Consider the following 26,971-nt stretch of genomic DNA (forward strand, 5'->3'; position numbering starts at 1 on the left):
CTGCCGGCTCTGTACCTCGGCATGGATCAAAGCAAATTAAATCCTCCTTTTACCAGAATGACTGAATTTTCGTCCAGCGCGGTGAGGGCTTCTATGGCAATATTTCCCCGACTTTTTCCACCGGGAATCACCCTGATTCGCTCGAGTTTGTAGCCCAGGTCGGTTTTCTCCTTTTGCAGCAAAATGTAATACTCCCCGGCAAGTTCCACGAGGGCGTCTTCAGGCAATGACCAGGATTGTTTTGGGTCAAGCTGTATCCTTGCCTGCACAAACATGCCCGGGAAAAGCCCAAGGCCTTCTTTTTCATCTTCCAAGTCCGCATGTACGTTGATCTGACGCTGCGCATTTACCGATTGACCCACGACATGGATTTCGGCCATAATTTCCCGTTCCGGATTGTCAGGCATAGCGAATGCAACTTTCTGACCGATATGAATCTGTGGGGCATCCTTTTCGAAGAGGATCAGTTCGATGTGTAAATGATCCTTGTTCAGCAATGAAACCGCCTTGCCGGAGGCAGGAAGAAACTGGCCCGGCACCACAAACACATCTTCCACAAAGCCTTTGATGGGGGAGTAAACCGGGACTTTGGAGCGGATAGTTTCAGGTGTCAGGTCCTCGGCGTTGATATTGATCAGGCTTAGCTGCTTTTTCAAGCCCTGGCATTTTGCAAGGGAGCTTTGGTAATCTGCCTCGGCCTTGAGGAAGTTTTTCTGTGCCGATATCTGTTCTGCGGAGAGTGTTCTTTGGCGCTCAAATTCAGCTTTTAAATAAGTCAGCTGACTGCTGGTCTCCAGATAATCCTGCTGCAAGCGAATGAAGTCAGGGTTTTCAAGATAAAACAGGGTCTCCCCTTTCCGTACTGGTTGTCCTTCGATCAGTTTGAGGTCACTCACGTATCCTCCGAAGTAGGCCGAAATTTCCTGCATGCCTTCGACCGGAACCTTGACGGTGCCCTGCACATTGATTTCAGTGGAGAAGTTTTCCTTTTTCGGGCTCCCCCACTCCATTTTCATGGTGTTGAACTGAACTTCGGTGAGGAAAATCTCCCGGGCACCTTCGGGTGCTTCAGCCACTTGAATGCCTTCTCCAGTTGAATTTTCGGAATTTCCGCAACTTGATGCCAAAGCTAAAGCCAAGGCCAAAATGCTGAAAGGGTAAAATTTTGATCGAAATGCTTCCATCAGTTATTGAGATAAATAAGTTCTAATTGGTTGAGTTGGTAGTCCAATCTAGCCTGCAGGTACTGCAGGGTGATATTCCGGGAGTTTTCGATCAGTTGGACGTATTGAAAGAAATCAATTTCCCCTTCTTTAAAGGAGCGGATTGCCTGCTCTCTCAGTTGAGTGGAGAGCACATTTCCCTCCGATTCGTAATATTGGATTACTTGCTGGTTTTGGGCCAGGGACAATTGAATTTTTGCAGCGTTGGTTTCGAGTTTTTGCTTAAAAGCCTGTGACTCCAGCAGGATTTGTTCCTGTCGAACTATTCCGGCCTTAATTTTTGCGCTTTGGGATCCAAAAAACAGGGGGATACCGATTCCCGCCTGAAAAGCGGGATAGACAATGGCACCGGCAGCGGGATTGGTACCTCGGAAGATGTCCAGATTCATGTCGGGGAGCAAGCTTCTCCGGTCCACTTTTACCTGACTTTCGGCTTGAAGAATCGCATATTCATAGCGCAAAAGGGCCGGGTGATTATCGAGCCCGGCAAGACTGTTGAAGGAGACAGCTTCTCCGGACAATTGGATTTCTCCTTCGATATTGAGAAGTTGGCGGAGGAGGTTTTTTGAAATTTCAAAATTTCGGATTGCCTCGGTTTTTTTCAACCCAATCTCCCGCTGCTTGCTTTCCGCCGTAAGCTTTTCCAATAGATTGGACTCACCTGTTTCGAGTCTGCGGGTGGCTGCTCTGGCAAATTCCCCATAGAGGCTATCCAAGAACAGGTAATGCTGCTCCAGTCCCTGCCAAAACTGTGCGGTGACAAATGCCTGACTAACTTCCTTTTTGAGGAGTCTGGCACTCAGTTGGAGTTGTGCCGCTTCCTGCATTTCCGCAGCCTGGAGGACAGATTTCTGGGCCATATAGAGTGAGGGGAAATCAAAGCTTTGCCTTACTCCCCACACGCGGTTGTAAACTCCGTTTTCGGCAATGTCATTTTTATCGTATCCATGGTAAACCTGTGTTTTGCCAATAGTCCAGGCCGAATTGCTTCTTGCCGCGGCAGATTCCAAGCCTTTTTGAGCAGCTTGGATGCCCAAATTCTGTTGCTGAGCCATTTGAAGCGCCTGCTCGAGGCTAAGCGTTTGGACTTCGGTTTGTGAAAAAGCGGGCACCGCCAATCCCGTCAGGAGCAGCAAAAGCATGACTGCGGTTTTTGGAATTTTGCTCCCTCCTGCTTTCCTGGAGTTGAAAAGCACATACAATACCGGCAACACTACCAGAGTGAGTAAGGTGGCTGAGATCAGGCCTCCAACGACCACTGTAGCCAAGGGGCGCTGTACCTCAGCACCGGCAGAACCGGAGACGGCCATGGGCAAAAAGCCCAATGCCGCGGCGGAGGCGGTCAGCAATACCGGACGCAGGCGTTCTTTTGCTCCCAGGATTACCAATTCCCGGATGGAAGTAAATTTATCTCTCATGGATTTGAAATGTTCGATCATGACGATGCCATTGAGCACGGCGATTCCAAAAAGTGCAATAAATCCCACGCCTGCAGAGATGCTAAAAGGCATGTCTCGCAGCCAAAGAAGGAGGATACCGCCAATGGCCGAAAAAGGGATCGCCGTGTAAATCATAAAGGCATCTCTGGTGGATGAAAATGCGAAATACAGGAGAATGAAAATCAAAATCAGGGCAACAGGAACGGCGATCAACAGTCGGGAACGGGCTTGTTGCAGATTCTCAAACTGGCCACCATAATCTACCCGATAGCCTTCCGGAATATTAATTTTGGAAACGATACCCTGAATGTCATCCACCACAGATTGCAAGTCCCGATTTCTCACATTCACACCGATGACCACCCTACGTTGGGTGTTGTCCCGGGAGATTTTTGCCGGGCCTTTGGTGTAGGAGATTTTCGCGAGTTCGTGGAGGGGCACACTTCCTCCGGTGGGCAGCTGAATGGCGGCATTTTCCAGATTGAAAATATCCTTTCGGAACGGTTCTGCATATCGGATCACGAGGTCAAATTGCTTTTCCCCTTCGAATACGGTTCCGGCACTCAATCCTGCAAAACCCATGGTCACGACCTGATTGAGGTCTTCGACATTGAGTCCAAACTTGGCGATTTTAGCGCGGTCGTATTCGATTTTCATCTGAGGCAGTCCGTCGACTTTTTCCAGAATAATATCCGCTGCACCTTCCACTCCCTGGATTGCTGATTCAATTTCGGTGGCGGTTTTCAAGAGGACATTGAGATCTTCGCCGAAAATTTTAATTGCCAAATCAGCCCGTACGCCGGTGATCAGCTCATTGAATCGCATCTCGATGGGTTGGGTAAACTCGTAGTCCAAACCAGGTATTGCTTCCAGGGCTTTTTTGAATTCCTCTGCCAATTGGTCTTTGGTCTCGACAGTCGTCCACTGGGAAGGGGGATGTAAGGTCACGATCACGTCACTTTCCTCCATAGACATCGGGTCAGTGGGTATTTCTGCGGCACCGATACGGGTGACGACTTGCTTCACTTCGGGGAACTTCACGAGTATCTCCTCCATTTTGGTCACCGTCTCCACGGTATTGGAGAGGGTGGTTCCAGTTTTCAGCACCGGCTGAATCACAAAATCGCCCTCGTCCAAAGTCGGCACAAACTCAGAACCCATGGTGGAAAAAAGAAAAATGGCACCAAGCAATATTGCCGCTGCTCCTGCAAGAACAGCCTTTGAATGATTTAAGGCCCAATTGATGGTGGGTTCGTAGATCCTGTTCAGAAAATTGATCAGGAGAACCGACACGTTTCTAGGTCCCGGTGCTTCAGATTTCAGGAAAATTGAAGAAACTACAGGCACATAGGTTAATCCTAAAATCATCGCTCCGATCAAGGCGAAGCTGAAAACTTCGGCCATAGGACGAAACATCTTGCCTTCCACACCAGAAAGCGAAAGTATCGGGATGAAGACGATGATGATGATGATCTGACCAAAAATGGCCGAATGCATCATTTTGGAAGCTCCGGAAAATGCGATTTTATCCTTTTCGATTTGTCTTTCGCCCCGGGATAGTCCCTCAAAGAGCGCGGTTGATCTGGTAAATCGGAAGGCGATGTACTCCACAATGATCACGGCACCATCGATGATAATTCCAAAGTCAATAGCTCCCAAACTCATAAGATTGGCATCGACACCAAAGATGTACATCATGGAAAGTGCGAATAACAAACTCAGGGGAATCACCGAAGCGACCACCAAGCCCGAGCGGAAATTACCCAATAGCAATACCACCACAAAAACTACGATGAGGCAACCCAAAATCAGGTTCTCGGCGATGGTGAAGGTGGTACGATCGATCAGTTCGGACCGGTCCAAAAAGCCATTGATCACGATGCCCTCGGGCAGGGTGTTTTGCATTTCGGCAATACGTTCCTTTACCCGGTCGATGGTTCCTTTTCCATCTGCCCCTTTGAGCATCATGACCTGACCGAGGACTTTTTCACCTTCGCCATTGGCGGTGATTGCACCGAAGCGGTTGGCATGTCCGAAGCGGACTTCGGCAATGTCCCTGATGTAAATCGGAGCTCCATTTCGGACTTCTACCACGATATTTCCAATGTCTTCCAGGCTGGTGACGAGACCTTCACCCCGGATGAAAAAGCTTTCGTTGGTTTTTTCGATGTAGCTGCCACCTGCTACGGAGTTGTTTTTACTCAGCACATCATATACTGCGGCCAAGTTGATATTCATCCCCTTGAGGCGATCGGGGTTGATGGCTACCTCGTATTGTTTGAGAAAGCCTCCCCATGTGTTGATTTCCACCACTCCCTGGATTCCTGCAAGTTGCCTTCTGACGACCCAATCCTGAATGGTGCGGAGATCTGTGATGGAATATTTATCCTCATAGCCGGGTTTGACATCAATGATGTATTGGTAGATTTCCCCCAAACCTGTAGAAATGGGTCCCATAAAAGGAGTGCCGAATCCCTGAGGTATCCGCTCCTGAGCCATGATCAAGCGCTCAGAAATCAGCTGTCTTGGGAGATAGGTACCCATGCTTTCTTCGAAAACGATGGTCACTACCGAAAGTCCGAATTTTGAAACGGAGCGGATTTCCAAGACACCGGGTAGGTTGGCCATCTCCAGTTCGACGGGGTAGGTCAGGTATTTTTCAACATCCTCGGTGGCGAGATTTCGGGAGGTGGTGATGACCTGGACTTGGTTGTTGGTGACGTCAGGCACTGCACCGATCGGCAGATTGACTAAGGAGTAAATCCCGAATCCCAACCAAATGGCAATGAAAATAAAAATGATGAGCTTATGCGCGATACTCCACTGAATAATTCGGTCTAGCATGAAGGTGCAGGATTTTGGCTCAAAGATCCTTTAACAGCCTTTATTCAAGCTTAGGGCTTTCTTAAGATTTCCTTAAGAATTCGGAAAATCCAATCGAAAGGTACTTCCCTTGCCCTTTTCACTGCTTACAGAAACCTTTATCCCTGATTCTTGTGAAAGTTTTTTTACGATCGCCAGACCGAGTCCTGTCCCCGGGATCAATTGATCCACGGCTTCTTTTTCCCTGAAAAAGGGGTCAAAAATTTTCTCCAAATATTCCTTTGAAATCCCGGAGCCCGAGTCGCAAATCTCGATGTAGGGAGTCCCCACATTCAGTCCCGTTTTGACAAAAATTTCAGTTTCGGGCATAGAATATTTGATGGCATTTTGAAGCAAGTTGCCCAGAATCAGCTGAAGGGATTTTTCGTTTGCTTTGAGGTAGATCGGAATCCCTGACTGGGACTGAAAGGTGATTTTTCGATTTTGCTCCGAGGCTGTTTCGTCGACTATTTCTTCCAGAAAAGTGATCAGTTCGAGCTCCTCCTTCACCAGGTTTTTCCCTTTTTCTTCTCTCGCCAAAGCCAGCAGTTGGTCGATCGTGGCGGACATCCGGTCGATGCTCGAAAGGGAAGTTTTGATTTTTTCGACATATTCCTCAGCAGTTCTCGGCTTGCGGATCAACACTTCCAGAGTGCCTCGAAGCACCGACAGGGGCGTCCTCAACTCATGGGAGGCATCTGAGGTGAATTGTTTTTCCCGATTTAGCGAGGCTTCCAAACGCTCGAGGAGTTCATTTATGGATCGGGTGAGTTGGCCGATTTCATCATTGGCTTCGGCCAGGGGAATCCGTTCGTTGAGGTTACTTTGTGTGATTTGATTGGTTTTGCGGATGATCTGCTGTATGGGTTCAATACTTTTTCCTGCCAGGTATCGCATGGTCAAAAACAGCGAAAGCAGAATGCCCGGATAAAGGATCAGGAGCACATTCCGGAGATTGTTAAGCAGCTCCCTGGAATCGTCAAAGGATTTGGCTACCAGGAGGTATCCTTCCTGTTTTCCCGCTGTAATAAGCGGAATCTGCATTTGTCTGACTTCACTTGCGCCCAGTCTGAGCGTCCAGGCTTCCTTTTTGGCGGATTTTTCGGGGGAAAAGCTCAGGTGGTTTTCGCGGAGATTTGGGGACCTGTCCATGGATTTTCCATTTAGGTCCACGATTTCGATGAAAATGGGATTGAGCTGAATTTGGCTGTGTTCCATTTCCTCCCACTCATCCATGTGAAGGAAACGGATCTCCCCGTTTACCAAAAAAATCTGCCCCTTGTGCTTGTCTGTTTCCAGGCCGAGTTCCCGGTCAATCGTATCGATCACCGTAAGATTGGCCACGAAGTAAATCACCCCAAAAACCACCAAAATAATCATTGAGGTGACCAAGGTGAGTCGGCTTGCGATCCGTTCTTTGTAGGATGAGATCATAATTCCTTCGCCATATAGCCCACTCCCCGGATCGTCTGAATGTAATCTTCCTCGATATGTAAGTTCAATTTTTTGCGAAGCGAGTTGATGAAAACATCAATCACCCCGGTGTTGTATTCGAAGTGGATGTCCCACACGCTTTCGATGATCCGCGTGCGTCGGCATACCTTGTTTTTATTTCGTACCAGATACTCCAGGAGGGCAAATTCCTTTTGTGTGAGCGGGATTACCAGATCTTCATTCATGACTAGGTGTCGGTCAGGAAAAATGGTGATCGGTCCAAGAGTCAATTTTTCTTCCAAATCCGTTTTTCCTCTCAGTTGCACACGGATTCGCACCAGCAATTCCTCAAAGTAGAATGGCTTTTTGATGTAATCATTGGCTCCGGATTGCAGCCCGAAAACCGTCTCATCGAGGGTGTCCTTTGCTGTGAGAAAAATAATTGGGGTTTGGGGGAAATCTTTGCGAAACTGACGGGTAAGCTCGATTCCGCTGATTCCGGGCAGCATCCAATCCAGGAGGAGCAAATCGTAATTTCCGGAGAGGGCAAGTTCCAATCCTGCCTTTCCATTATCGGCTACATCAACGGCAAAAGCCTCCTCCTCCAATCCCTGCTTTAGGAAATTGGAAATTCCGGCTTCGTCTTCAACTATCAGGATGCGCATGAGTAAAGGTATTGAAAAAGCAAAATTTAGAAATTCAGCTGAAAGTCAGTGTATTGCTTGCTTAAGATTCACTTAAGTTTTATTTGGCAGGCGCACTGACCACGCCCACCATGCTGTCAGCGGTACCATAGTATAGGAGCCACTTCCCCTGAAAATACACCAAGCCCTCCAAGAAGGTAGTTCCCTCGGGGTATTGACCTGACTTTTCAAAAGGCAATTCGGGTTGAATAAACGGATCCGTCACACGATCCAAAAGCTTCCAGGGTTCGGCAGCGTCAAAAAGCGCCTGCCCGCCGGTATAGACTCTATTTCCAAGGTTTTTCACTCCCACTTGCCGGGAGTTGCCGGCATTGTAGAGTACCACGATGCCGTCTTTGGTGAGCAGCGGGGGCGGCCCTGCCTCCACGAGCCAGGAATCAAAAAAACCAGGCCTTGGACTGAGTACGGGGACACGGTTTCCTTCATGGTTTTCCAGAGGAACCCAATTCACGAGGTCATCTGATGTGGCCAGCCAGATGTGAGGCACACCATAATACATCCAGTATTTTCCGTCGATTTTGGCGGCGAGGAGTTTGCCGTTTTTCAGTTCGGTGACGATGGCCCCGGATTTTGACTCGACGTTATGGTATTTACCTTCTTTCCATTCTTTGAAAATCGGGCCATGCTTTTCCCAGTTTTTCAAATCCCTGGAAGTAGCCACGGCAAGTCTTGGCACATCCCTGTTCCATTGGGTATAGGTCAGCACGTATAGGCCTTCTTCTGTCTCCACGATCCGGGGGTCTTCCGTTCCTCCCGTCCACTCAAATTCCTTTTGAGAATCAGTTTGAGGATAGAAGAAGGGTACTTTTTCCCGCTTGAAGCGAAATCCATCGGATGAAGTAGCCATTCCGAGTCGGGAAGTGTGGCCGCCGATTTCCTTTTCACCGAGTTTTTCCTCTGCACGATAGATTACATGCACCTCTGCGTTTCGGACGATAGCTGCGGGGTTAAAGGTGGCCATAGATTCCCATTTGACGGTTTTGCCGGTCATGGGATCTTTGAATTCCGTGTCTGAAATTGGGGCAATGATGGGTTGGGCGTTTTCCGGTCTCTGGAATGGGCCGAGCATCCAGGGTTTTTCTTGGGCCAATGCAGGGAGAGAAATCAGAAAGGCAAGAATCAGGTGAAATTTTCGCATGCTGCAAGATAACCGCTTCGAGGAAAAGCCAAAGGCTTTTTTGTATCGAACATCTCTGAGATATTTTTTTTACCACAGAGAAAAAAGAGAGATTTATTTGGCTTCTACTAAACTTAAAAAGAACTGCATACCCAAATTCTTTTTTCAACCTTTTCTGAGAGCACAGAGAAAAGCTAAAGCTTTTTTTTATCAGCCAGTAAAACAGATCTGTGATTATCTGTGTCTTTTTCTGTGGGGATCTGCGGGAAAACAAAAATCACCAAATCCCTAAAGTGAAAAAGTCTTACAAATCTCTCTCTGCAGGGAAATCTGGAAATCCACTTAGGCAGTCTGAAGACTGCATTTGATTTAGCACAAGTCTGAAAGACTTGCGCTAGGCTGATCCAAAAAAAAGGCTCCCGGGAAACCCAGGAGCCATTTTTGGAAAAGTGAACCTTTTATTTATGCCAATTCAGCCTTTGGCAGGGCTGACTTTTTTGCTTTAGCGTGTTTCTTTTTCTTGTGCTTATTCCACCAAATCAAGGTTCCGGTGATCGGCAATGAAGTAGCAATCAGACATGCCACAAACCAAAGGAACTTGGTGAATTGCCCGAAGATTTCTCCGGTATGCAGGGACTTAACCGATCTGCCGATTTGTTGTCTGACAGTCAAATCCGAAAACAATTTCGCTTCCTTCACTTCAAGATTACCGGGCTCTACGGTCAACTGATCTGCTCCTGCTTTCGCGAAAAAGCCTGTGCGTGACTTACTGATCGAGATATTTTCTCCCGGCTTATTTGGAAGCGTAATTCTAAGATTTCCATTGTAATTCAATCTGGAATTTCCCAAGGCAAGAACCCCGTCGAGCGAGAATGCCGGCATTTCCAAAGGCAAGACTTCAGCAGGCTTTTCGGCAGTTCCCATGCTTTGGTTGCCGTTCTGCGCGGGTGCCTGATAGATGTCCCAAGTTTTCTGCCAACCTTCCTTATACCATTGATAGGACCAAAAAGGGCCTGTCACCGCCATGATAAAAAGGGCCAAAATGGAATAAAATGCAAGGGTATTGTGCAGGTCGTGATTGATACGCTTCCAGTTGCCTGACCATTTGATTTTCAGCCCCTGTTTCCAGTTTTTCACTTTCTGAGGAAACCAGATAAACAGCCCTGTAATCACGCCTAACAGGAAAAGTAAGGTAGCGACTCCGTTGATAAACCTCCCCAACTCCATGTTGGTCTTGGATTCCAGGATGGGTTCTTCGATTTTGTCCAACAGCAACCAACGGTGCAGGGAGAACATGTAGCCCATAAATTCCTCAGTTCCGGTTTTCTCGATGTTATTTGCGAGAATTTCTCCGGAATATGGATTAACAAAGTATGTGTTTGGCTTTTCAGTCTCTGGTGTTTTCACTCCAAACTGAACCGTACGATCCTCTGATTGGAAAACATTGACGCTTACTACTACACCTTTTAGCTCCCCTTCAACTTGAGTTTTCAATTCATCCAGCGATTTCCTTTCACCTACCGACTCTACAAAATACCGCTCAGAATCTGCCGTTTCGCGGATTTCGGTATTGTACACGTAGATCGTGCCACTGAGACAAACTGCAATTACGATCAGGCCACAGGTGAGGCCTGCATAGAGATGGATATCATTTAAAAACTTGCGGATCGGCTGCCACATAACGCGTATATTTTTAATTTGGAACAAATCTAAAGAAGAGTTTTAATTATTTAGAATTGATCTAAGAAAAATAATTGATTATCTGCAAATGCCCTGAAAAACAAATATGCTTACGAGTAGTAGTCCTGATGACGAAGAATTTACTAAGCCTATAAATACTTTACTTCGAAAAAAACCTACTTGTGCTTATCTTCCGAAAATTTAGACTCAGCAATGCGCACAATTTCTTTCTCTCTGGTAATTATAGCCTTGTTATTCACTTTCTCCTGCGAGCAAAAAGACACCACACCTGATCCAAGGCTAGATCAGCCGGAAGATTTCAAGAAATTATTGGATGCCCATGGTGACTGGAGCAAGTGGGTCAATGCCAAAGGGTTTTCTTATGCGATGGTTCACGAAACGAATCTGGCTTGGGAGAACCACTACATCAGCCTGCCGGATCGAAAAGTGCGGATTGACGCTGATGCATGGCAAATGGGAAATGATGGAGAAAAAGTGTGGATCAGCCCAAATCGGCAAGCCTTTCAGGGGAATTCAGTTCGCTTTTACCATAACCTGTACTTCTATTTCTTTTCCATCCCATACATCTTCACCGATCCGGGAGTAAGCGTCAAAAAGACTGAAAACAAGCTTGTCAATGGGATTTCCTATGAAGCTTTTGAGGTGAGTTTTGAGGAGAATGTGGGCAGCAGTCCCAATGACGTCTATTTTATGCTAGTGGATCCCGAAACAGGCAAACTGGCTTGGGTACTCTATTCTGTCACCTTTTTTGACAAGAATAACACAAAGCTGAATGCCCTCAAATACGAGGACTACCGGGATGCAGGTGGATTGATTTTCCCGAGAATCATGACAGGTTACCAGTTTGAGAATGACTCAACCAAACGCCTTAGCTATCAGGTGACATTTTCGGATGTCTTTTTGGTGGAAAAAGCCATGGATGCAGCGCTTTTTGCCATGCCTGAAAAAAATGCCGTAGCGGCGAATTAAAGGTGGTTAGTGGTTAGTGGTTAATAGTTAGTGGTTAGTAGTTGGTCATAGTGCTTGTAAAAAAATGCTTCAGCCCATTAACTATCAGCTATTGACAAAATCTTGATCATTGGTCATTGATCATTGAAAATTGCGCTATTGCTTCCCTTTATTGAGCAGCTTCATATCCACGAAGGTTTTCAAATCGGAATCTGAGAAGCCCCCGAACGTACCCTGTACCGGCAAGGTCCGTGAAGGATCGGGATGACAGGCTAAGGGAATGTAGCGATGGTCAGTGAACAAACCCAAGCTTGGGTCTAATCCAATCCAACCGGCACCGGGAAGGAACACTTCCATCCAGGCATGCAGTTCATGACCCTCATCCAAATCGGGGTTGAAGGCGTATCCGCTGACAAATCGGGTGGCGAGACCCAAGTCCCGAAGCATTTCCATTTCCATGAGCGAAAGGTCCCGGCATGAACCGCTTTTCTCAGAGAATGTAAAATCCGCATCCCATATATTTTGTTCGTGACGAACCTCGTGTTTCCAATTGAGGTAAATATCCTGAGTCAGATTGACTAGGAAATCAACGAGCCCATTGGATTTTTTCTTGATATGCTGAAGAAAATCCGAGAATTGATTTTCTGATTTGTCCGACAAAAAAGGAATGAGAAAAGCGGTTCTTTCCTCATAGCTGAATTGGAAAAAGGGATTGTTCCAGCCCATTTCTTCAAAATTTTGGTCAATGATAAACCCGAAAGGGTTAAAGGGATGTAATTTAAATATCCATTCTCCTGTAACTTCCAAAGAGTCTGTCGGAACTGAAAACCAGGCAAGTTTGTACCAGTTACCCGCAAGATCCTGACGGTAGTTTTGACCGTCGGGCTCAGGAAAGATCGTAAACTTTTGATGTTCGATTCTAAAGTATGGCCGATGCTGCGGGATCAAATAGAACTTGTGCATCCCAAGAATTACCTCGGAACTATAATCATATCTTGAGAGATGTGTGACTTGGACGAGCATTACCTAACCCTCTCTGGGAACAAGATCTAAATCCTCAAATGCCCTGCTAAGTGCCTCAGAAGGAAGTTCGGCAATTGCATTTTTTAGACGATTGTTCCAAAAAGTGGAGATATGCTCCAGCTCCTTTTGCTCAAACCGCTTTTCTTTAATAAAATATTCATCATTCCTCAGAATCACTGTATCAATTGGGAAGTCGACATCATTGGCAGAGATTCGTGTGGCATCAAAGGCAAGGAAGGCACACTTCAAGGCATACTCGAGGGAATCGTTGTAATGAAGGGATCGTTTGAGAACCGGGTTTCCAAATCCCGTATTTCCGATGATGACAAAGGGGGTACCTGATCTTATTTCTATCCAATTCCCTTGGGGATAGAGCAAATACAATTTGGGTTCGGAATCTTCCTCCAACTGCCCTCCGATGATCGAAAACAAATTAAAATTGAAGCCAGCTTCCTCCAGGAAGGTTTTGTCTTCCTTTGCCACGATTTTCACCTGATTTCCAAATTCATTGACCGCCTGATAGAGTTTGGTAAAGGAATCGTCTTTTCGGTCAATCACTTCAGAGAAATAGGTAATTGCTTTATCTCGGACAGACCTCAGCCCGGAAGTCATGATAAAGAAGGTGTGTTTTCGCTTGTTGACAGTGAAAACTTTTTTGGAGGTAGTGGTTTCACTACCGGAGGTAATTCGGGTATCAGAAAGGCCTACAAGGCCATTTTTGGTTTTAATCCCCAGACAGAAGGTCATGCTTGCGATTGAGATTGAGAGACATTATTTTCTTTAACCCGAAAATAATTGATGTCAATGAGGTCGGAAATATGGTTGATTTTTAGCTGAACTGTATCTAAATATTCATGAAGTCCGCCAGAAATTACTTCAGCGACCTCAGAGTACTCCATACGGGAGCGCATTTCGCCCATTGCTTTTTCGGCAGAGTTATTAAACCCATCTGTGGCATTGCCTGAAATACAGTGAAGACAGCGCTCAGCTTCCTTTATGCAATAATAGATGGAGCGAGGAAAATACTTATTAAGGACCATAAATTCGACAATTCCGGCAGGGTCTATTGTTCCATACAGTCTCCGATACGTATTAAATCCAGTCACTGATTTGAGCAAAGCCATCCAGTGAAGAAAATCCATAGGCGAACCGACTTCGTAAACAGATGGAAGCAGAATATGGTACTTTACATCAAGGATTCGGGAAGTTTTATCCGCGCGCTCCAAAAGCTGACCGAGTTGCCTGAAGTACCATCCTTCGGTGCGGGCTACAGTTGAATCGGCTAATCCATAAAGCAAAAGAATTTGATTTTTGACTTGCTCGTAAAACTGACGTGGGTCTTCCTTTTTCCAAACCCTCTTCTCCAAACCCGTCTGCATCATGTAATACAGTTCGTTGACTTTTTCCCAAGTCTCCTTACTCAGATTTTCCCGGATAATTCGGGCGTTTTCCCGAGCATTGGTCACTGCGGAAAGCATGGAATTGGGATTGTCAGAATCGAATGTCAAGAAAAACATGACCTGATGCCGCTCAAATCCGACATACTTTTTTTTGTAAGTCTCCAAATCTCCTGTGGCAGCCACCAAGGGACCCCATTGCTCCTTCAGATCCATGGGAAGATCCTGCATCAGATTGAAATTAACATCGATGAATCGGGCGTAATTTTCGGCTCTTTCCAGGTATCTTCCCAGCCAATAGATATGACTTGCTACTCTGCTTAGCATAGTTTTTTAGATTAATTGTACAGTACCCAAGTATCTTTACTTCCTCCACCCTGGGAGCTATTTACTACCAACGAGCCTTTTTTCAGGGCCACCCGAGTGAGTGCCCCGGGGATCACTTCAATCTCATCTCCATACAATATGTAAGGCCTCAAATCCACATGCCGTCCTTGGATTCCCTCATCGGTCAAGCAAGGGACCGTAGAGAGGGACAAGGTTGGTTGAGCGATGTAATTTGTAGGATTTCCCTTGATCAATTCACGAAATCTATTGTGTTCCTCCTTGGTGGATTTTGGTCCGATCAGCATGCCATATCCTCCGGCGGCATTTGTTTCCTTCACGACCAATTGATCAATGTGATCTAAGACATACTGTCTATCCTGCTCTTCCCGACAGAGGTAAGTTGGGACGTTGTTGAGGATAGGCTCTTCATTCAGGTAGTATTTGATGATGCGGGGCACATAGGCATAGACCGCTTTGTCGTCGGCAACTCCTGTACCGGGGGCATTGGCAAACGCCACATTTCCGGCTTTGTAGGCTTCGAAAATCCCCGGAACGCCAAGCATGGAGTGGGGATTGAAAGTCAGGGGATCAAGAAATGAATCGTCGATTCTTCGGTAAATCACATCGATCTGCTGAAGGCCTTTGGTGGTTTGCATGTAGACGATTTTATCCTTGACGATGAGATCTACGCCGTTGACCAGCTCTACACCCATTTGTAGGGCGAGGTAAGAATGCTCAAAATACGCCGAATTGTAAATCCCCGGAGTCAATACGCCCACTACAGGTTTTGATTTGTTGGACAGGAACTGAAGCATCCGAAGCAGTTTGGTCGGATAATCAGAAACCGGCATTACGCCTTCATCATTGAAAAGCTGTGGATAAGCACGCTTGATGATTTCCCGGCTTTCGAGCATGTAAGAAACACCGGAGGGACAGCGGAGATTATCTTCCAGGATGTAATATTCCCCGTCTTTGTCCCGTACGAGATCTGTGCCGGTGATGTGACACCAGATTCCTTTGGGTGGAGTCAGTCCGATGCAGGGCCTGAGGTAGTCTTTGGATCCGAGGATAAGTTCGGCAGGCACGATCCCATCTTTCAGGATTTTCTGATCGTTGTAGATATCCTGAAGAAAAAGATTGAGTGCATAGATCCGCTGCCTCAATCCGGCTTCGAGCTTTTTCCATTCTGCATTGGGAATGATCCGAGGGATAATATCCAAATGAAGGATTTTTTCAAGGCCCTGATTATCGTGGTAGACATTGAAGGTCATGCCCATTGCCTTTTGAGCTTTGTTGGCAGAGTGTTGGAGTTGCCCCATTTTTTTGGAGGAAGCCTTGTCCAGGTAGCTAAAAAACTCTTCGTAATGCCCTCTGATTTTTCCATCCGGGGTAAACATTTCGTCGTAATGTTCACTGGAAGAATATCCTTCTGTCTTCATATTTGGTAAATTAAAAACACCCTACAAGATAAAAAGTAAACCTTAAAATCAAATTTTATCAACAAAATTCAATTTTTGAGTTCATTTTTTTATCATTTCAGGCGAGGTAATGATTTATCTGATTATCCGCAATCCTGCCGGTAATTTAGAAATATGCTTTAGAAGTTGCGGATAATCGTCCACAGACAACAGTCAACTGTCCACGGCTCGTTTTTTGGAACTTCAAAACTTAATTTATTTGGCTACTGGTAGGAAAGCGGATATACAGAATGATTTTCATGATTATCCGCAATTCTGCCAGTAAGAAAAAATGAGGTATGAAGATGGCGGATAATCGTCCACAGACGACAGTCAACTGTCCACGGCTCGTTTTTTGGAACTTCAAAACTTAATTTATTTGGCTACTGGTAGGAAAGCGGATATACAGAATGATTTATTTTCAAAAATCGAAGTTTGCTATTCAGAACTCAGAGAAATCGCTTTTAAAATCTATGTCACCCCTTGCGGGGTTTTGTTACATGCATGCCCTATCTATTCTATAATAATTTCAGCCATACTGGCTTTCAAATCCCGAAGTGCCTGCCCGCCTTGGCGGGGATGAAAGGAATATAGCTACAGAAGTGTTTATCAGGTAAGATAACTCCAGGAGGTGACATCATTTTAATCGAAAGTGGTAAAAGCGATTTCCCTGAGTCAGAACTTCAGAAATCACTTATTCCAGCGCCAAGGCATGACGCACCATGTGTTCTTCCACTCCGGAGTTGATCATGACCATCAATTTATCACCGGATTTCAACTCAGTGGCACCATTGGGTGTAATGTATTTGTTGTTTCTGTTAACCAAAACGATGAGTGAGGTTTTCGGGAAGTTCAATTCCAGTATTTTTTTCCCGTCAATAAGTGAATTTTCGGGCAGATTGACTTCCACCAGTGCATTTTTAAAGTCTTCAGACAATTCAATATCCAAGAGACTTCTGCGCTTCAATCCTGCCGGCACGGCTAAATGAAGCCATTTGGCGACTTTTGCGATGGTTGTGGCCTGTAAGGCCACCGAAGTGAGGACGATGAAAAAGACGATATTGAAAATCAGGCTGCTTTTCTCCAGGCCTGCGATCAGGGGAAAAGTGGCAAAAACTATCGGGACAGCCCCCCTCAATCCAACCCAACTGACGAATGCTTTTTTCCGGTTGGAGAAGTTGAAAAAAGACAAGGAAGCCCAAACCCCAAGTGGGCGAGCCACCAAAATTAAAAACATCGCAATCACAAAGCCCAAACCAATCACCGGCCAAACCTGGGAAGGGTAAACCAATAATCCCAGGGCGATGAACATCACAATCTGCATCAGCCAAGCTATCCCGTCAAAAAACTTGATCAGACTTTTATGGTGCAGCATACTGCTTTGATTCATTGTGATGGCAGACAGGTAGACCGCCAGAAATCCATTACCGCCAATCAAATCCGTCACCGCATACACCAAGACAACCAGCCCCAACATCAATACCGGATAGAGTCCTTCATATTCCAGGTTGATTTTATTGATAAGAAGGACGATGCCATTTCCCAACAAAATCCCCACGGCGGCCCCGAAAATCATCTGCTTAAAAAACATCGGGACCAGGTCTACCGGGCTGAAACCCTCCACGCTTAGCCAGGAGGTCATCCCTATTGTCAAGAAAAATGCCATGGGATCGTTACTTCCCGATTCGAATTCCAGTAGTGGCCTGAGGTTGCCTTTGAGTCCGATACTTTTGCTCCGCAGAATGGAAAATACCGCCGCAGCATCTGTTGAAGAGACGATTGCACCGAGGAGGAGGCCTTCTTTCCAACTCAAATCGGCAAACCAACTTGCAAAAAGGCCTACGGAAACGGCTGTCAGCAAAACGCCAACAGTACTGAGGAGTAATCCGGGTTTAAATACAGGTCTGATCGCTTGCCATTTGGTATCCAAGCCCCCGGAAAAAAGGATATAGGTCAAAGCCAAAATCCCCAAAAACTGTGCAGCACCGGGGTCATCAAAGGCAATCTTACCGATCCCGTCAGTACCTGCCACCATCCCCACGCCCAGAAAGAGCAGCAGAACAGGAATGCCTGCTTTGCCTGCTGTTTTACTGGCTATTATACTTAAGATCAAAAGTAATGAGCCAACTAAAAGGATGTTTTCAGTAGTGATTTGCATAAAAAAGATAGGGGAATTATAGTCCTACGAATAAAAGTAGAATTCAAGAAGTTAAGAAAATAGAAGCGAAATTGGTTCCGGGCGGGGTTGGAAAAAAATCAATGGACAATTTTCAATTATCTGTCACGATTGAAATCCAGCCAGAATTTTTCAATCTCTCTTACCATATGCTCATAGGCATCCATGTCTGTCGGCTTGGTGATAAACAGATTGGCTTTGAGGTGATTAGATGCACTTTGATCCGGAATTGAGGAGGAAGTGGTCAATATGATGACCGGAATATGTTTGGATTTTTCATGAGCTCTGATGGCAGACAATACCTCAAAACCGTTTTTGATTGGTAAGTTGATATCCAATAAGACCAAATCAGGAAGGTCGATTTCAGCGTAATCACCGGACTGAGTCATGTAGTCTATGGCTTCATTACCGGTTTTGGCCACGCTGATTTCCTTGGCTATTTGCATTGTTTCAAGTGCTTCAGTAGTCAGCAAGATATCTCCCTCGTTGTCCTCTACTAATAGAATTTGAAATTTCTTCATGATACATGCTATTTTTTGAGCGTAAAATAGAAGGTCGTCCCAGTTCCCAATTCGGAATCAACCCAAATCTTGCCGCCATTGTTTTCTATTATTTTCTTCACAATAGCCAGTCCAATCCCACTTCCCGAATATTTATCTTTGGTATGCAATCGCTGGAAGATCACAAAAATCTTATCAAAATGATCTGGTTCCATACCTATGCCATTATCCTGAACTGAGAACTCCCAGTATTCCGCTAATTCTCTGCATGTTATGTTCACGACAGGGGAAGGAGATTCTTTGCTGTATTTTAAGGCATTACTGATAAGGTTTTGAAAGACCTGAATCATCGGAGTTCGGCATCCCTTTATTACAGGCATATCGGAGTATAACACTACCGCACTTTTTTCTTTGATCCGATTCGACTGAAGATTGCAGACCTCTGCAAGCAGTTCATTCAAATCAATTTTTTCCAAATCCTCCTCGAATCTTCCTACTCTGGAAAACTCCAATAAATCCAGGATAATCTGTCGCATTCTCTTGGCGCCGTCTACGGCAAAGTAGATATACTTCTTTGCACGTTCATCCAGCTGTTCACCATATTTCAATTCCAATTGTGTCAGAAAACTGGTCACCATCCGCAGTGGTTCCAGAAGGTCATGGGAGGCCACATAGGCAAACTGTTCTAATTCCGCATTGGAATTTGCCAATTCGCGGGCCTTGGTTTCCAGCATTTCATTGAGGCCTTTCAGGGAGGATTCATACATTTTTTGATCGGTGATGTCCTGAATAGCGCCTACCACCTTAGTAGGAATACCGGATTTATCCCGTATAATGACTGAACGATCCGCTACGAAAGCATACGACCCATCCGACCTTTTGAAGCGGTATTCATTTTGAAAATTGGAAATCCCCTTATCCTCCAATGCCAATTTGAATTGATGCTCCACTGATTCAAAATCATCTTCATGGACTTGCCTAGCCCAATCCTGATAGGTGTTCCCTGACTCATTGGGAACCAAGCCAAAGAGCGTTTTATACCCTGGACCCCAATAAATATTATCCCCCTTAACATCCCAATCCCATATCGCTTCATGCGTGGCCTCTGCAACTTTCTCAAAGCGCTCATTGGATTGACGGATCAGTTCTTCTGTAGTCTTACGGAGGTTGATATCTTTGAAGTAAACCGATATCCCTATTTGTGAGGGGAAAACACTGATTTCAAACCAAGTTCCCAACTCGGAAAAGAACTCCTCATAGACCAGTGGATTGTTTTTGTCAATTGCTTCTTTGAAGCTCCGCAAAGATCTGGCTGCGATAGCTTTAGAGAGGACATTCCTGATGCTCCTTCCTATAGCTTGATCCTTCGGTTTTTGCAGGAGTATTTCTGCGGCATGATTCCAATAGGTCACTACCCAGTTTTTATCGAGGGAAAAGAATCCATCCCCGATACTTTCGAGGATTTGATCCTTTTCATGCAGGGCTTCTTTGAGATGCATCTGGGTATTTTTCAGATCGGATATATCCTGAAAAGAACCATAAACTCTTATGCAACCTCCATCCCGGAATTCTGCCTGCCCCTGGGTTCTAATCCATATTTTTCTTTGTTTCGCAGTTATAATTTGCAACTCATGATCGTAGGGTTCTCCTGTCTGAATACATCTGTTAAAAGACTCGATGATTATAGGTTTAGCTTCAGGGGCATAAAAGCTGATCCCTATTTCCACATCTGCGACAAAATCATCGGGTACTTCATGGATTTCCTTAGTGACTGGACTCCAATATTGCATACCACTTGCCATATCCACTTCCCAAAAACCGATCTTTGCCATCTTGTTGGCACTATTCAGAAGAGCTTGAAGTTCTTTTTCTTCAGAGATATCCTTGGCTACGGAATAGATCAACTCCTCCTCCACCACTACCGTACAGTTCCAATCCAGCCAAACTGAATCCCCACTTTTGGAAATCATCCTGTTGATAAAATCTATGGAGTTTTGGCCCTGACATAAGCTATCAAAAATATTTTCAGTATCGTCCCAATCTTCGGGATGCACAAATTCCATAAAGCTTTTTGAAAGAAATTCGTCCTCGGAATAGCCCAAGAGGCAGCTTGCTCCCCGGTTGATTTTTTTAAACTTTCCGTCAAATCCCAAAATACAAATAATGTCCTGCGCCGTATCAAAGATCTGAGACAGTTCGTCTTCAACCTTTTTGCGATAAATCTCTGCGCCGAGTACCTGACTCAGAGAACTGAATACCTTCAATAAGGAATTCACATACCCACTTTTGTTTTGAGTAGTAAACAAAGCTACTCCTATGACTTGACCGCTGAATTGTAATGGGAATCCAAAAGCACCGTTCATACCCAAAGACAGCATTGCCTGCTTTCTTGTGAATTCGTTGGCTTCTGTTAAATCATCAAAAGACAGAATATCATTTCTTTCCCAAATCTGACCGGGTAGCCCCTCTCCTATTCTAAAGCTCAGTTTCATGTCCACCATCGAAAAAAATCTGGACCCTGCATCTGAAAGCGCATACCTCGAAATAAGATTTAGCTTCGTCTTCTCTGAGTTGACCAGCCAAATTTCACCGGCATCAAGTACCTTGAACTTTACGAGTTTTTCCAAGCTTCTATCCAAAGCAAAATTAAAGCGCCTTTCCTCTCCAAATGCCTGAATGACTTGGGCAAGCAATTCTTTTTTCTGTTCCTCGATTTTCTGGGATGAAACCTCCCGTTGAATGGAGATCCAATGGGTAAACCAACCCTTGGAGTCGGCCACCGGACTGATGGAAAAATTGGTCCAAAATTCTTCTCCGTTTTTCTTGTAATTGATGGTGGTGATTTCACAGGATTGCCAGTTTTCCATGGCTTCCCTAAGCCGTTTCAATTCTTTTTTATCGGAGTTAGGCCCTTGTAGGATCCGGGGAGATTTACCCAAAACCTCCTCCTCAGCATAGCCTGTCATTCGGGTGAAGGCCTCATTGACATAGACGATTCTCGGGCCTGGTAAAGAAATTGGCTCTGCTTCAGTGATCATAACTGCATCATTGGCATAGGTCACCACACTTTCCAAAAGTTTCAACCGGGACTCCTCCAATCGCTGCCGGGTCACATCAGACAATGCCCCAATCATCCGGACAGCTTTGCCTGTTGTATCTCTGATGAAAACTGCACGGTCTACCACGTGTAGGTAGGTGCCATCGTTTTTCCGAATTTGGTATTCTACGTGAAACTTTTCATTTTCAGGATTGACCAGATTTTCTTGCAGTATTTCCAAAACGCGGGTTCGGTATTCAGGGTGAATCAGCTTCTCCCAATTATTGACCTCAGATCCATTGGGAATTACATATTGTCCCAGTAGCCTTTCGTAGCTTTTTCCCCAGAACAGTTGGTCTTTGAGTATGTCCCAATCATACAACGCATCTTTGGTGGCAAGATTTACATATTCATACCGCTCATTGCTGAGCTTAAGCTCTTCCTTTTTTATATGATTTTCCAAAATCAGGCTGAATACCGAGGCCGCTTTCTGATAGCGTTCCAGTTCTTCGGGTTTTTCCTCCCATTTTTCCAGGAAATAGATCGCAAAGGTGGCGATGACTTCTTTCTCCGAATTGAAAACAGGAAAAGAAATACAGGATTTGAATCCCTGGATAAACGCTGAATCCTTAAACTTTTCCCATTTTGGATCTGTTGAAATATCTGCTGAAAAAACCCGTTTTCCGGTAAAGGCAGCCGATCCGCATGCCCCTTCCTCAGGCCCGATTTCTGCCCCATCTATCAAATCAATAAAGTCTGATCCAATACCGGGCGTTGCCAAATTGAATACCCTTCCTTCCTCTACTTTTAAAAGGGAAGTTTTGATTCCTTTGACGGCATTTTCATAACCCCTCAGGTACGTCTCCAGCAGGCTTACCAGATCGGCATCAGCATAGATGGCACTTTCCACCAGTTCAATTTCTAAAGCATCCAGGCTATCGCTGAGGATTTTTTGAGTAACATCCTGTATCAGTACCAAAGAAGCTCTTTTACCCTCATAGACTATGGCTTGGGCATTGACCTCCACATCCATCAGTTCTCCTGATTTCTTGATGTGTTTGGAAATGCCTCTATAAGCTCCCTTTCCTATATTGGAAAACTTTTCATCGTCCTTTGCCAGAGCAAGCAGGCTGTCGTGGTCTTCTTTGGGCCGGATATCAAAGACTGTCATTGTGAGCAATTTCGCTTTGGTATAGCCATAGAGTCGCTCAAATCGTTCATTGACGGCAAGGATTTGGGTCGTATCCATATCCCACACATACATTGGGACCGGGTTATTTTCAAAAATGTATTTGTACTTCAGCTCTGATGCCTTCAATTCCCGCTCAGCAGTGATCAGCTCTGAAATTTCAGTACTGTTTACAACTATCCCCTTTATTTCGGGGTCTTCGATCAGGTTAGTCCCCACTGATTTTAGCCAGAGGAATTCCCCGTCCTTTCTCCTAATCCGGTAAGGCTGGGAAATGACTTTCTTTTGACTCAAAAGGCGTTCAAATTCAGCATAAAGCCCGGACAAATCCTCGGGGTGGATTAGTGTAAAAGCATTTATCCCATGGAGCTCCTGAGGATCAAATCCCAAAATTGACTGGTGTGAATTACTTGTAAAAATAAATTCGCCCACGGGATTGAGGACGGCAATCATTTCTACTCCCTCACTGATCAACTTTTCAAACCGTTTTTCCCCTCCACTTAAAAAGCTTCGGTCCACCTCTTTTGATTCTTCCTCCATTTGGATGGTCAATACGAGCCGGGTGGCATTTCCGCCGATCCCCTGAGAAGGGATTATCAGCACTTCACATTCGGTTAACTTCCCTTTATTGCCGGGAAGCGAAATCCGAAATGAAACGCATTGATTTAGATATCCCAATCGTACTTGTTCAACAAAAAAATCCTTTGCCTCACCACTGAGTAAATCGGGCAGGAAAGTGCCGGACTGGAGATCCCAACCCAATATTTCGGAAATTTTTAGGCGGTTTTCGGGAGAAATAAATTCAATTCGAAAATCTTCCCTGACTGAGAAATACACAAATTGTTTAGTGTCACTTTTAGAAAATGACACAGGCACTCCATCAGACGGATTACCTGATGGTCCTTTTATACCTTTTTTCATTCCTTAAAATTCTCCGGACTAGGTTAATAGTAAACCAATGTGAATTTTTGTTAGGAATTCCTCAATACTTAATTGGGGTGATAAAGCCTGTCAGAATTTCTAAGCAAAGGGTAACATTGTAATCTTAATTCAATTACCATTTTGATTTGTTGAAAAGCAAAATTAATTGATTGGTTTTTTTTGGGAAAGACATGAAATAGTAAATGAAATGGTTTTAAGAAGACCTGAAGGGATTGAATAGGATGATATTTCAACGAAAGTACGGCTTCATCTTTCAATTCCTTGCTACCAGTGAAGTGAAAGACACTCCCTTTATCCATGGCAGATTCGGCCCAGATATTACCCCGGTGTTGCTCCACGATTTTCCTGCAGATTGAAAGTCCAAGTCCCGTGTCAGCAAGTGTTCCGGAGAAATCCAATGCCGTTTCATTGACTTCCAACAGGGTTCCATCGGGATCCAAAAATCCTATAAACTGAAATGTGGAATTAAAAATACTTTTGAATTTTCGCTCTCGCTCTTCGAGTTCATTCTCGGCATGTTTGCTGTCTGTGATATTTTCAATCTGTGCGATAAAATGCCTAAGTGAGCCATCCTGATTCCAACCCGCCGAGCCGTTTAGATGGATCCAGACCGTTTGACCCTCCTTGGTAAAGTATCGCTTTTCCATGGAGTAGGATTCAATTTTTTTCTCAATATAACTGTTTGGCAAATTTCAGGTCTGTAAAAAGGTCATCCGGATGAGTAATTTCCATAAAGGTAAGCTTCAACAGCTCTTCCTATGGATATCCGAGCAATTTGCACAAGCTTGGGTTAACGTCTTTGAACCTACCCTCCTCAGAAACTAAAGCCATACCTATGGCAGCATGCTGAAAAGCAGTACTAAACTCAAGTTCTGAATTGCGGGTGATGATTAGGATCTCATCCTGATTTTTTCAATCAGCTTCCAGCAAGATGTTTTTCCGGGTTTGATCCTAAGTCCCGATAATCAATAGTACCGCCAAAAATCCCAGTAAGGCAAAGCCTATAGAATTGTTGAAATTCATCCTTTCAGCAATCCCCTGAATTTTAAAGCTTTCGTCGATCAGATAGCTTTAAGTGAGGTAATTAAAAACCTGAGTGAATTTCAATTTGATCCCTCAAGGTAATTCAAAAAAAAATGCCGGAAATGTAAATGAAATGCAAGAAGCCCTGCTCTGACTGATAAAATTTTCAATGACCAATGTTCAATGGCCAATTTTCAATGGGAAATGATCAATGTTCATGTAGAAGCCCTCTGATCATTTTCGCCACAAAAAAACCTGTCAGGTGCTATAAACACTGACAGGTTTTTGATTCTTCTTCTTTCTATTTGATGCCGGCGGCTACTTGAAGGAGACTGCTTCGCCACGTGCCTTGGTTCGCAGTGACGCAGACCTACGATATCGTCGATCCACTCGCTGTCACCGCATGAGGCATCAGGAGCTTCAGCTTTCCGTCCTTGTCTTCTGCCATCAGGATCATGCCTTCGGAATCAATGCCCATCATTTTTCGCGGGGCAAGGTTGATCAGCATGGTCACTTGTTTTCCTACCAAAAATTCCGGTTCGAAATGCTCCGCCACTCCGCTCAGGACAGTCCGGTGTCCCAATCCAATGTCCACTTTCAGCTTCAGGAGCTTCTTGGATTTGGGCATGCGCTCGGCTTCCAAGACAGTAACCACTCGCATATCCAGTTTGGCAAAGTCATCATAGGTGATCAATTCCTTCATCGGTGCCACAGACACATTGGCAGCTTCATTCATCTTTTTGGAGTCAAGTAATTTTTGAATTTGCTTTTCTACGGTTTCATCCTCGATTTTCTCGAAGAGTAAGCCCATCTGACCTAGGGTTTTACCTACGGAAAGTAGTTTTCTATTTCCAGCCTGAGACCAAGCCGTATTTTCCATTCCAAACATGTCAAACAGCTTTGCGGCAGTGAAAGGCAGGAATGGTTCAGAAACAATCGCCAAATTTGCCGCAATATTCAAGGCGATATTCAGGATCGTTTTGGTGCGCTCCGGATCGGTTTTAATTTCCTTCCAAGGCTCGGTGTCCGCCAGGTATTTATTCCCCAAGCGGGCAAAATCCATCACAAAACTTAAGGCTTCACGGAATCTATACCGCTCGATCGAGGCGGCGATTTTCTCAGGAAATTCTTCCAAAGCAGCCAAAACCTCCTCATCGTACCCTCTGAGTGGTCCTCTACCAGGAATTTCTCCCTGATAAAACTTCTGAGTCAATACCACCGCCCGATTTACGAAGTTGCCATAGACAGCCACCAACTCGGAGTTATTTCTGGACTGAAAATCCTTCCAGGTGAAGTCATTGTCTTTGGTTTCCGGGGCATTGGCAGTCAAGACATAGCGAAGCACATCCTGCTTGCCTGGAAATTCTTCCAAATACTCATGCAGCCATACTGCCCAGTTTCTTGAGGTAGAGATCTTGTCACCTTCGAGGTTGAGGAATTCATTGGCAGGCACATTGTCCGGAAGGACAAATCCGCCGTGCGTTTTCAGAATTGCCGGGAAAATGATGCAGTGGAATACTATGTTATCCTTACCGATGAAGTGCACCAGCTTGGTTTCCTGATCTTTCCAATAGGGCTGCCAATCGATTCCTTTCTCAGCTGCCCATTCTTTGGTAGAGGAGATATAGCCGATCGGTGCATCAAACCAGACGTAAAGTACTTTACCCTCGGCACCTTGAAGCGGCACGGGAATTCCCCATTCCAAATCACGGGTCATCGAGCGGGCCTGAAGCCCGTCACCGGCCTCGAGCCAAGATCGGCATTGTCCCAATACATTGTTTTTCCAATCCTCTGCGTGATCTTCCAGAATCCATTTTTTCAAAAAAGGCTGGTAGCGCGCCAAATCAAGGAACCAATGCTTGGTTTCCTTCAATACCGGTGTTCTGCCGCTGAGTTTGGATTTGGGGTTGATGAGTTCGGTGGGGCTGAGTGAGGAGCCACACTTTTCGCACTGATCCCCATAGGCGTGCTCGTTGCCGCACTTTGGACAAGTACCCTCGATGTAGCGATCTGCCAAAAACTGCCCGGCTTCCTCGTCATAGTACTGTTCGGTCGTCTGCTCCAGAAATTCCCCTTTATCATATAAATCCCGGAATAATTCCTGGGCTGTCTCGTGGTGAATTTTGGCAGAAGTTCTGGAGTAGTGATCAAAACTAATCCCAAATTCTTTGAAACTCCCCTTCATCATCTCATGGTACTGATCGACGACTTGCTGAGGAGTCTTGCCTTCTTTGGCGGCTTTGATGGTGATCGCTACGCCATGCTCATCCGAACCGCAGATGTAAGCGACCTCCCGACCCTGAGATCGGAGGTAGCGGACGTAGATATCGGAAGGCACGTAGCATCCTGCCAAATGTCCGATATGCAGTGGGCCATTGGCATAAGGAAGTGCTGAGGTGACAGTATAGCGTTTGAAGTTTTTATTGCTCATTAGTAATATAAATAGAAGACAGAATACCTGAGACCGAAGAA

Annotated in this window: 17 protein-coding genes; 1 reads left to right on the plus strand and 16 read right to left on the minus strand. The window is 45.2% G+C overall.

From position 1 onward, the window contains the following. Nucleotides 1–26: 26 nt before the first annotated feature. The 6 genes from BLQ81_RS12960 to BLQ81_RS12990 all read right to left on the minus strand — a co-directional run bounded on the left by BLQ81_RS12960 (nucleotide 27) and on the right by BLQ81_RS12990 (nucleotide 10,459). Nucleotides 27–1,184 (minus strand): efflux RND transporter periplasmic adaptor subunit, encoded by a 1,158-nt coding sequence (locus BLQ81_RS12960; RefSeq protein ID WP_092730666.1) that lies wholly within the window; start codon nucleotides 1,182–1,184, stop codon nucleotides 27–29. After that, nucleotides 1,184–5,506: a CusA/CzcA family heavy metal efflux RND transporter gene (locus BLQ81_RS12965; protein ID WP_092730668.1), complete on the minus strand. Its 4,323-nt coding sequence runs from the start codon at nucleotides 5,504–5,506 to the stop codon at nucleotides 1,184–1,186. The genes BLQ81_RS12960 and BLQ81_RS12965 overlap by 1 nt, the downstream gene beginning before the upstream one ends. A 72-nt stretch (nucleotides 5,507–5,578) precedes the next feature. After that, nucleotides 5,579–6,958 (minus strand): sensor histidine kinase, encoded by a 1,380-nt coding sequence (locus BLQ81_RS12970; protein ID WP_092730670.1) that lies wholly within the window; start codon nucleotides 6,956–6,958, stop codon nucleotides 5,579–5,581. Further along, a complete protein-coding gene (locus BLQ81_RS12975) occupies nucleotides 6,955–7,623 on the minus strand; it encodes a response regulator transcription factor (RefSeq protein WP_092730672.1) in 669 nt (222 codons plus the stop codon). The genes BLQ81_RS12970 and BLQ81_RS12975 overlap by 4 nt, the downstream gene beginning before the upstream one ends. A gap of 79 nt (nucleotides 7,624–7,702) precedes the next feature. After that, the gene (locus BLQ81_RS12980) at nucleotides 7,703–8,800 is read right to left on the minus strand and encodes a glycoside hydrolase family 130 protein (protein ID WP_092730674.1); all 1,098 of its coding nucleotides are present in this window, start codon (nucleotides 8,798–8,800) and stop codon (nucleotides 7,703–7,705) included. Nucleotides 8,801–9,241: 441 nt separating this feature from the next. Further along, nucleotides 9,242–10,459 carry a PepSY-associated TM helix domain-containing protein gene (locus tag BLQ81_RS12990; RefSeq protein ID WP_092730678.1) on the minus strand — a complete coding sequence of 406 codons (1,218 nt, stop codon included), beginning with the start codon at nucleotides 10,457–10,459 and terminating at the stop codon, nucleotides 9,242–9,244. A 213-nt stretch (nucleotides 10,460–10,672) separates the two neighbouring features. Here BLQ81_RS12990 and BLQ81_RS12995 point away from each other — a divergent pair, with 213 nt between their 5' ends. Then, on the plus strand, nucleotides 10,673–11,449 hold the full coding sequence (locus tag BLQ81_RS12995) for a DUF6503 family protein (RefSeq protein WP_092730680.1): 777 nt from the start codon (nucleotides 10,673–10,675) through the stop codon (nucleotides 11,447–11,449). Nucleotides 11,450–11,584: 135 nt separating this feature from the next. Here BLQ81_RS12995 and BLQ81_RS13000 read toward each other — a convergent pair whose 3' ends face one another. From BLQ81_RS13000 to metG, 10 genes are all read right to left on the minus strand, one after another. Next, nucleotides 11,585–12,451 (minus strand): transglutaminase family protein, encoded by an 867-nt coding sequence (locus BLQ81_RS13000; RefSeq protein WP_092730682.1) that lies wholly within the window; start codon nucleotides 12,449–12,451, stop codon nucleotides 11,585–11,587. A gap of 3 nt (nucleotides 12,452–12,454) precedes the next feature. Then, entirely contained in the window at nucleotides 12,455–13,198 is a 744-nt protein-coding gene (locus BLQ81_RS13005) for a peptidase (protein ID WP_092730684.1), read from the minus strand. Next, the gene (locus BLQ81_RS13010) at nucleotides 13,195–14,175 is read right to left on the minus strand and encodes an alpha-E domain-containing protein (protein WP_092730686.1); all 981 of its coding nucleotides are present in this window, start codon (nucleotides 14,173–14,175) and stop codon (nucleotides 13,195–13,197) included. The genes BLQ81_RS13005 and BLQ81_RS13010 overlap by 4 nt, the downstream gene beginning before the upstream one ends. A gap of 11 nt (nucleotides 14,176–14,186) precedes the next feature. After that, a complete protein-coding gene (locus tag BLQ81_RS13015; protein WP_092730688.1) occupies nucleotides 14,187–15,614 on the minus strand; it encodes a circularly permuted type 2 ATP-grasp protein in 1,428 nt (475 codons plus the stop codon). Between the two features lie 712 nt (nucleotides 15,615–16,326). Beyond that, the gene (locus BLQ81_RS13020) at nucleotides 16,327–17,790 is read right to left on the minus strand and encodes a potassium/proton antiporter (protein WP_092730690.1); all 1,464 of its coding nucleotides are present in this window, start codon (nucleotides 17,788–17,790) and stop codon (nucleotides 16,327–16,329) included. Between the two features lie 116 nt (nucleotides 17,791–17,906). Next, the gene (locus tag BLQ81_RS13025) at nucleotides 17,907–18,329 is read right to left on the minus strand and encodes a response regulator (protein WP_092730692.1); all 423 of its coding nucleotides are present in this window, start codon (nucleotides 18,327–18,329) and stop codon (nucleotides 17,907–17,909) included. An 8-nt stretch (nucleotides 18,330–18,337) separates the two neighbouring features. After that, nucleotides 18,338–23,455, minus strand: a complete 5,118-nt coding sequence (locus tag BLQ81_RS13030) for a PAS domain S-box protein (RefSeq protein ID WP_092730694.1) — start codon at nucleotides 23,453–23,455, stop codon at nucleotides 18,338–18,340. Nucleotides 23,456–23,523: 68 nt separating this feature from the next. Next, a complete protein-coding gene (locus BLQ81_RS22955) occupies nucleotides 23,524–24,165 on the minus strand; it encodes a PAS domain-containing protein (RefSeq protein ID WP_262481057.1) in 642 nt (213 codons plus the stop codon). A gap of 67 nt (nucleotides 24,166–24,232) precedes the next feature. Then, the gene (locus BLQ81_RS23140; RefSeq protein ID WP_092730777.1) at nucleotides 24,233–24,373 is read right to left on the minus strand and encodes a PAS domain S-box protein; all 141 of its coding nucleotides are present in this window, start codon (nucleotides 24,371–24,373) and stop codon (nucleotides 24,233–24,235) included. 496 nt (nucleotides 24,374–24,869) lie between these two features. Then, complete coding sequence (gene metG / locus BLQ81_RS13045) at nucleotides 24,870–26,930, minus strand: methionine--tRNA ligase (protein ID WP_092730696.1); 2,061 nt, start codon at nucleotides 26,928–26,930, stop codon at nucleotides 24,870–24,872. Nucleotides 26,931–26,971: the final 41 nt, after the last annotated feature.

The sequence above is a fragment of the Algoriphagus alkaliphilus genome (genome assembly GCF_900103735.1).
Lineage (GTDB): Bacteria > Bacteroidota > Bacteroidia > Cytophagales > Cyclobacteriaceae > Algoriphagus > Algoriphagus alkaliphilus.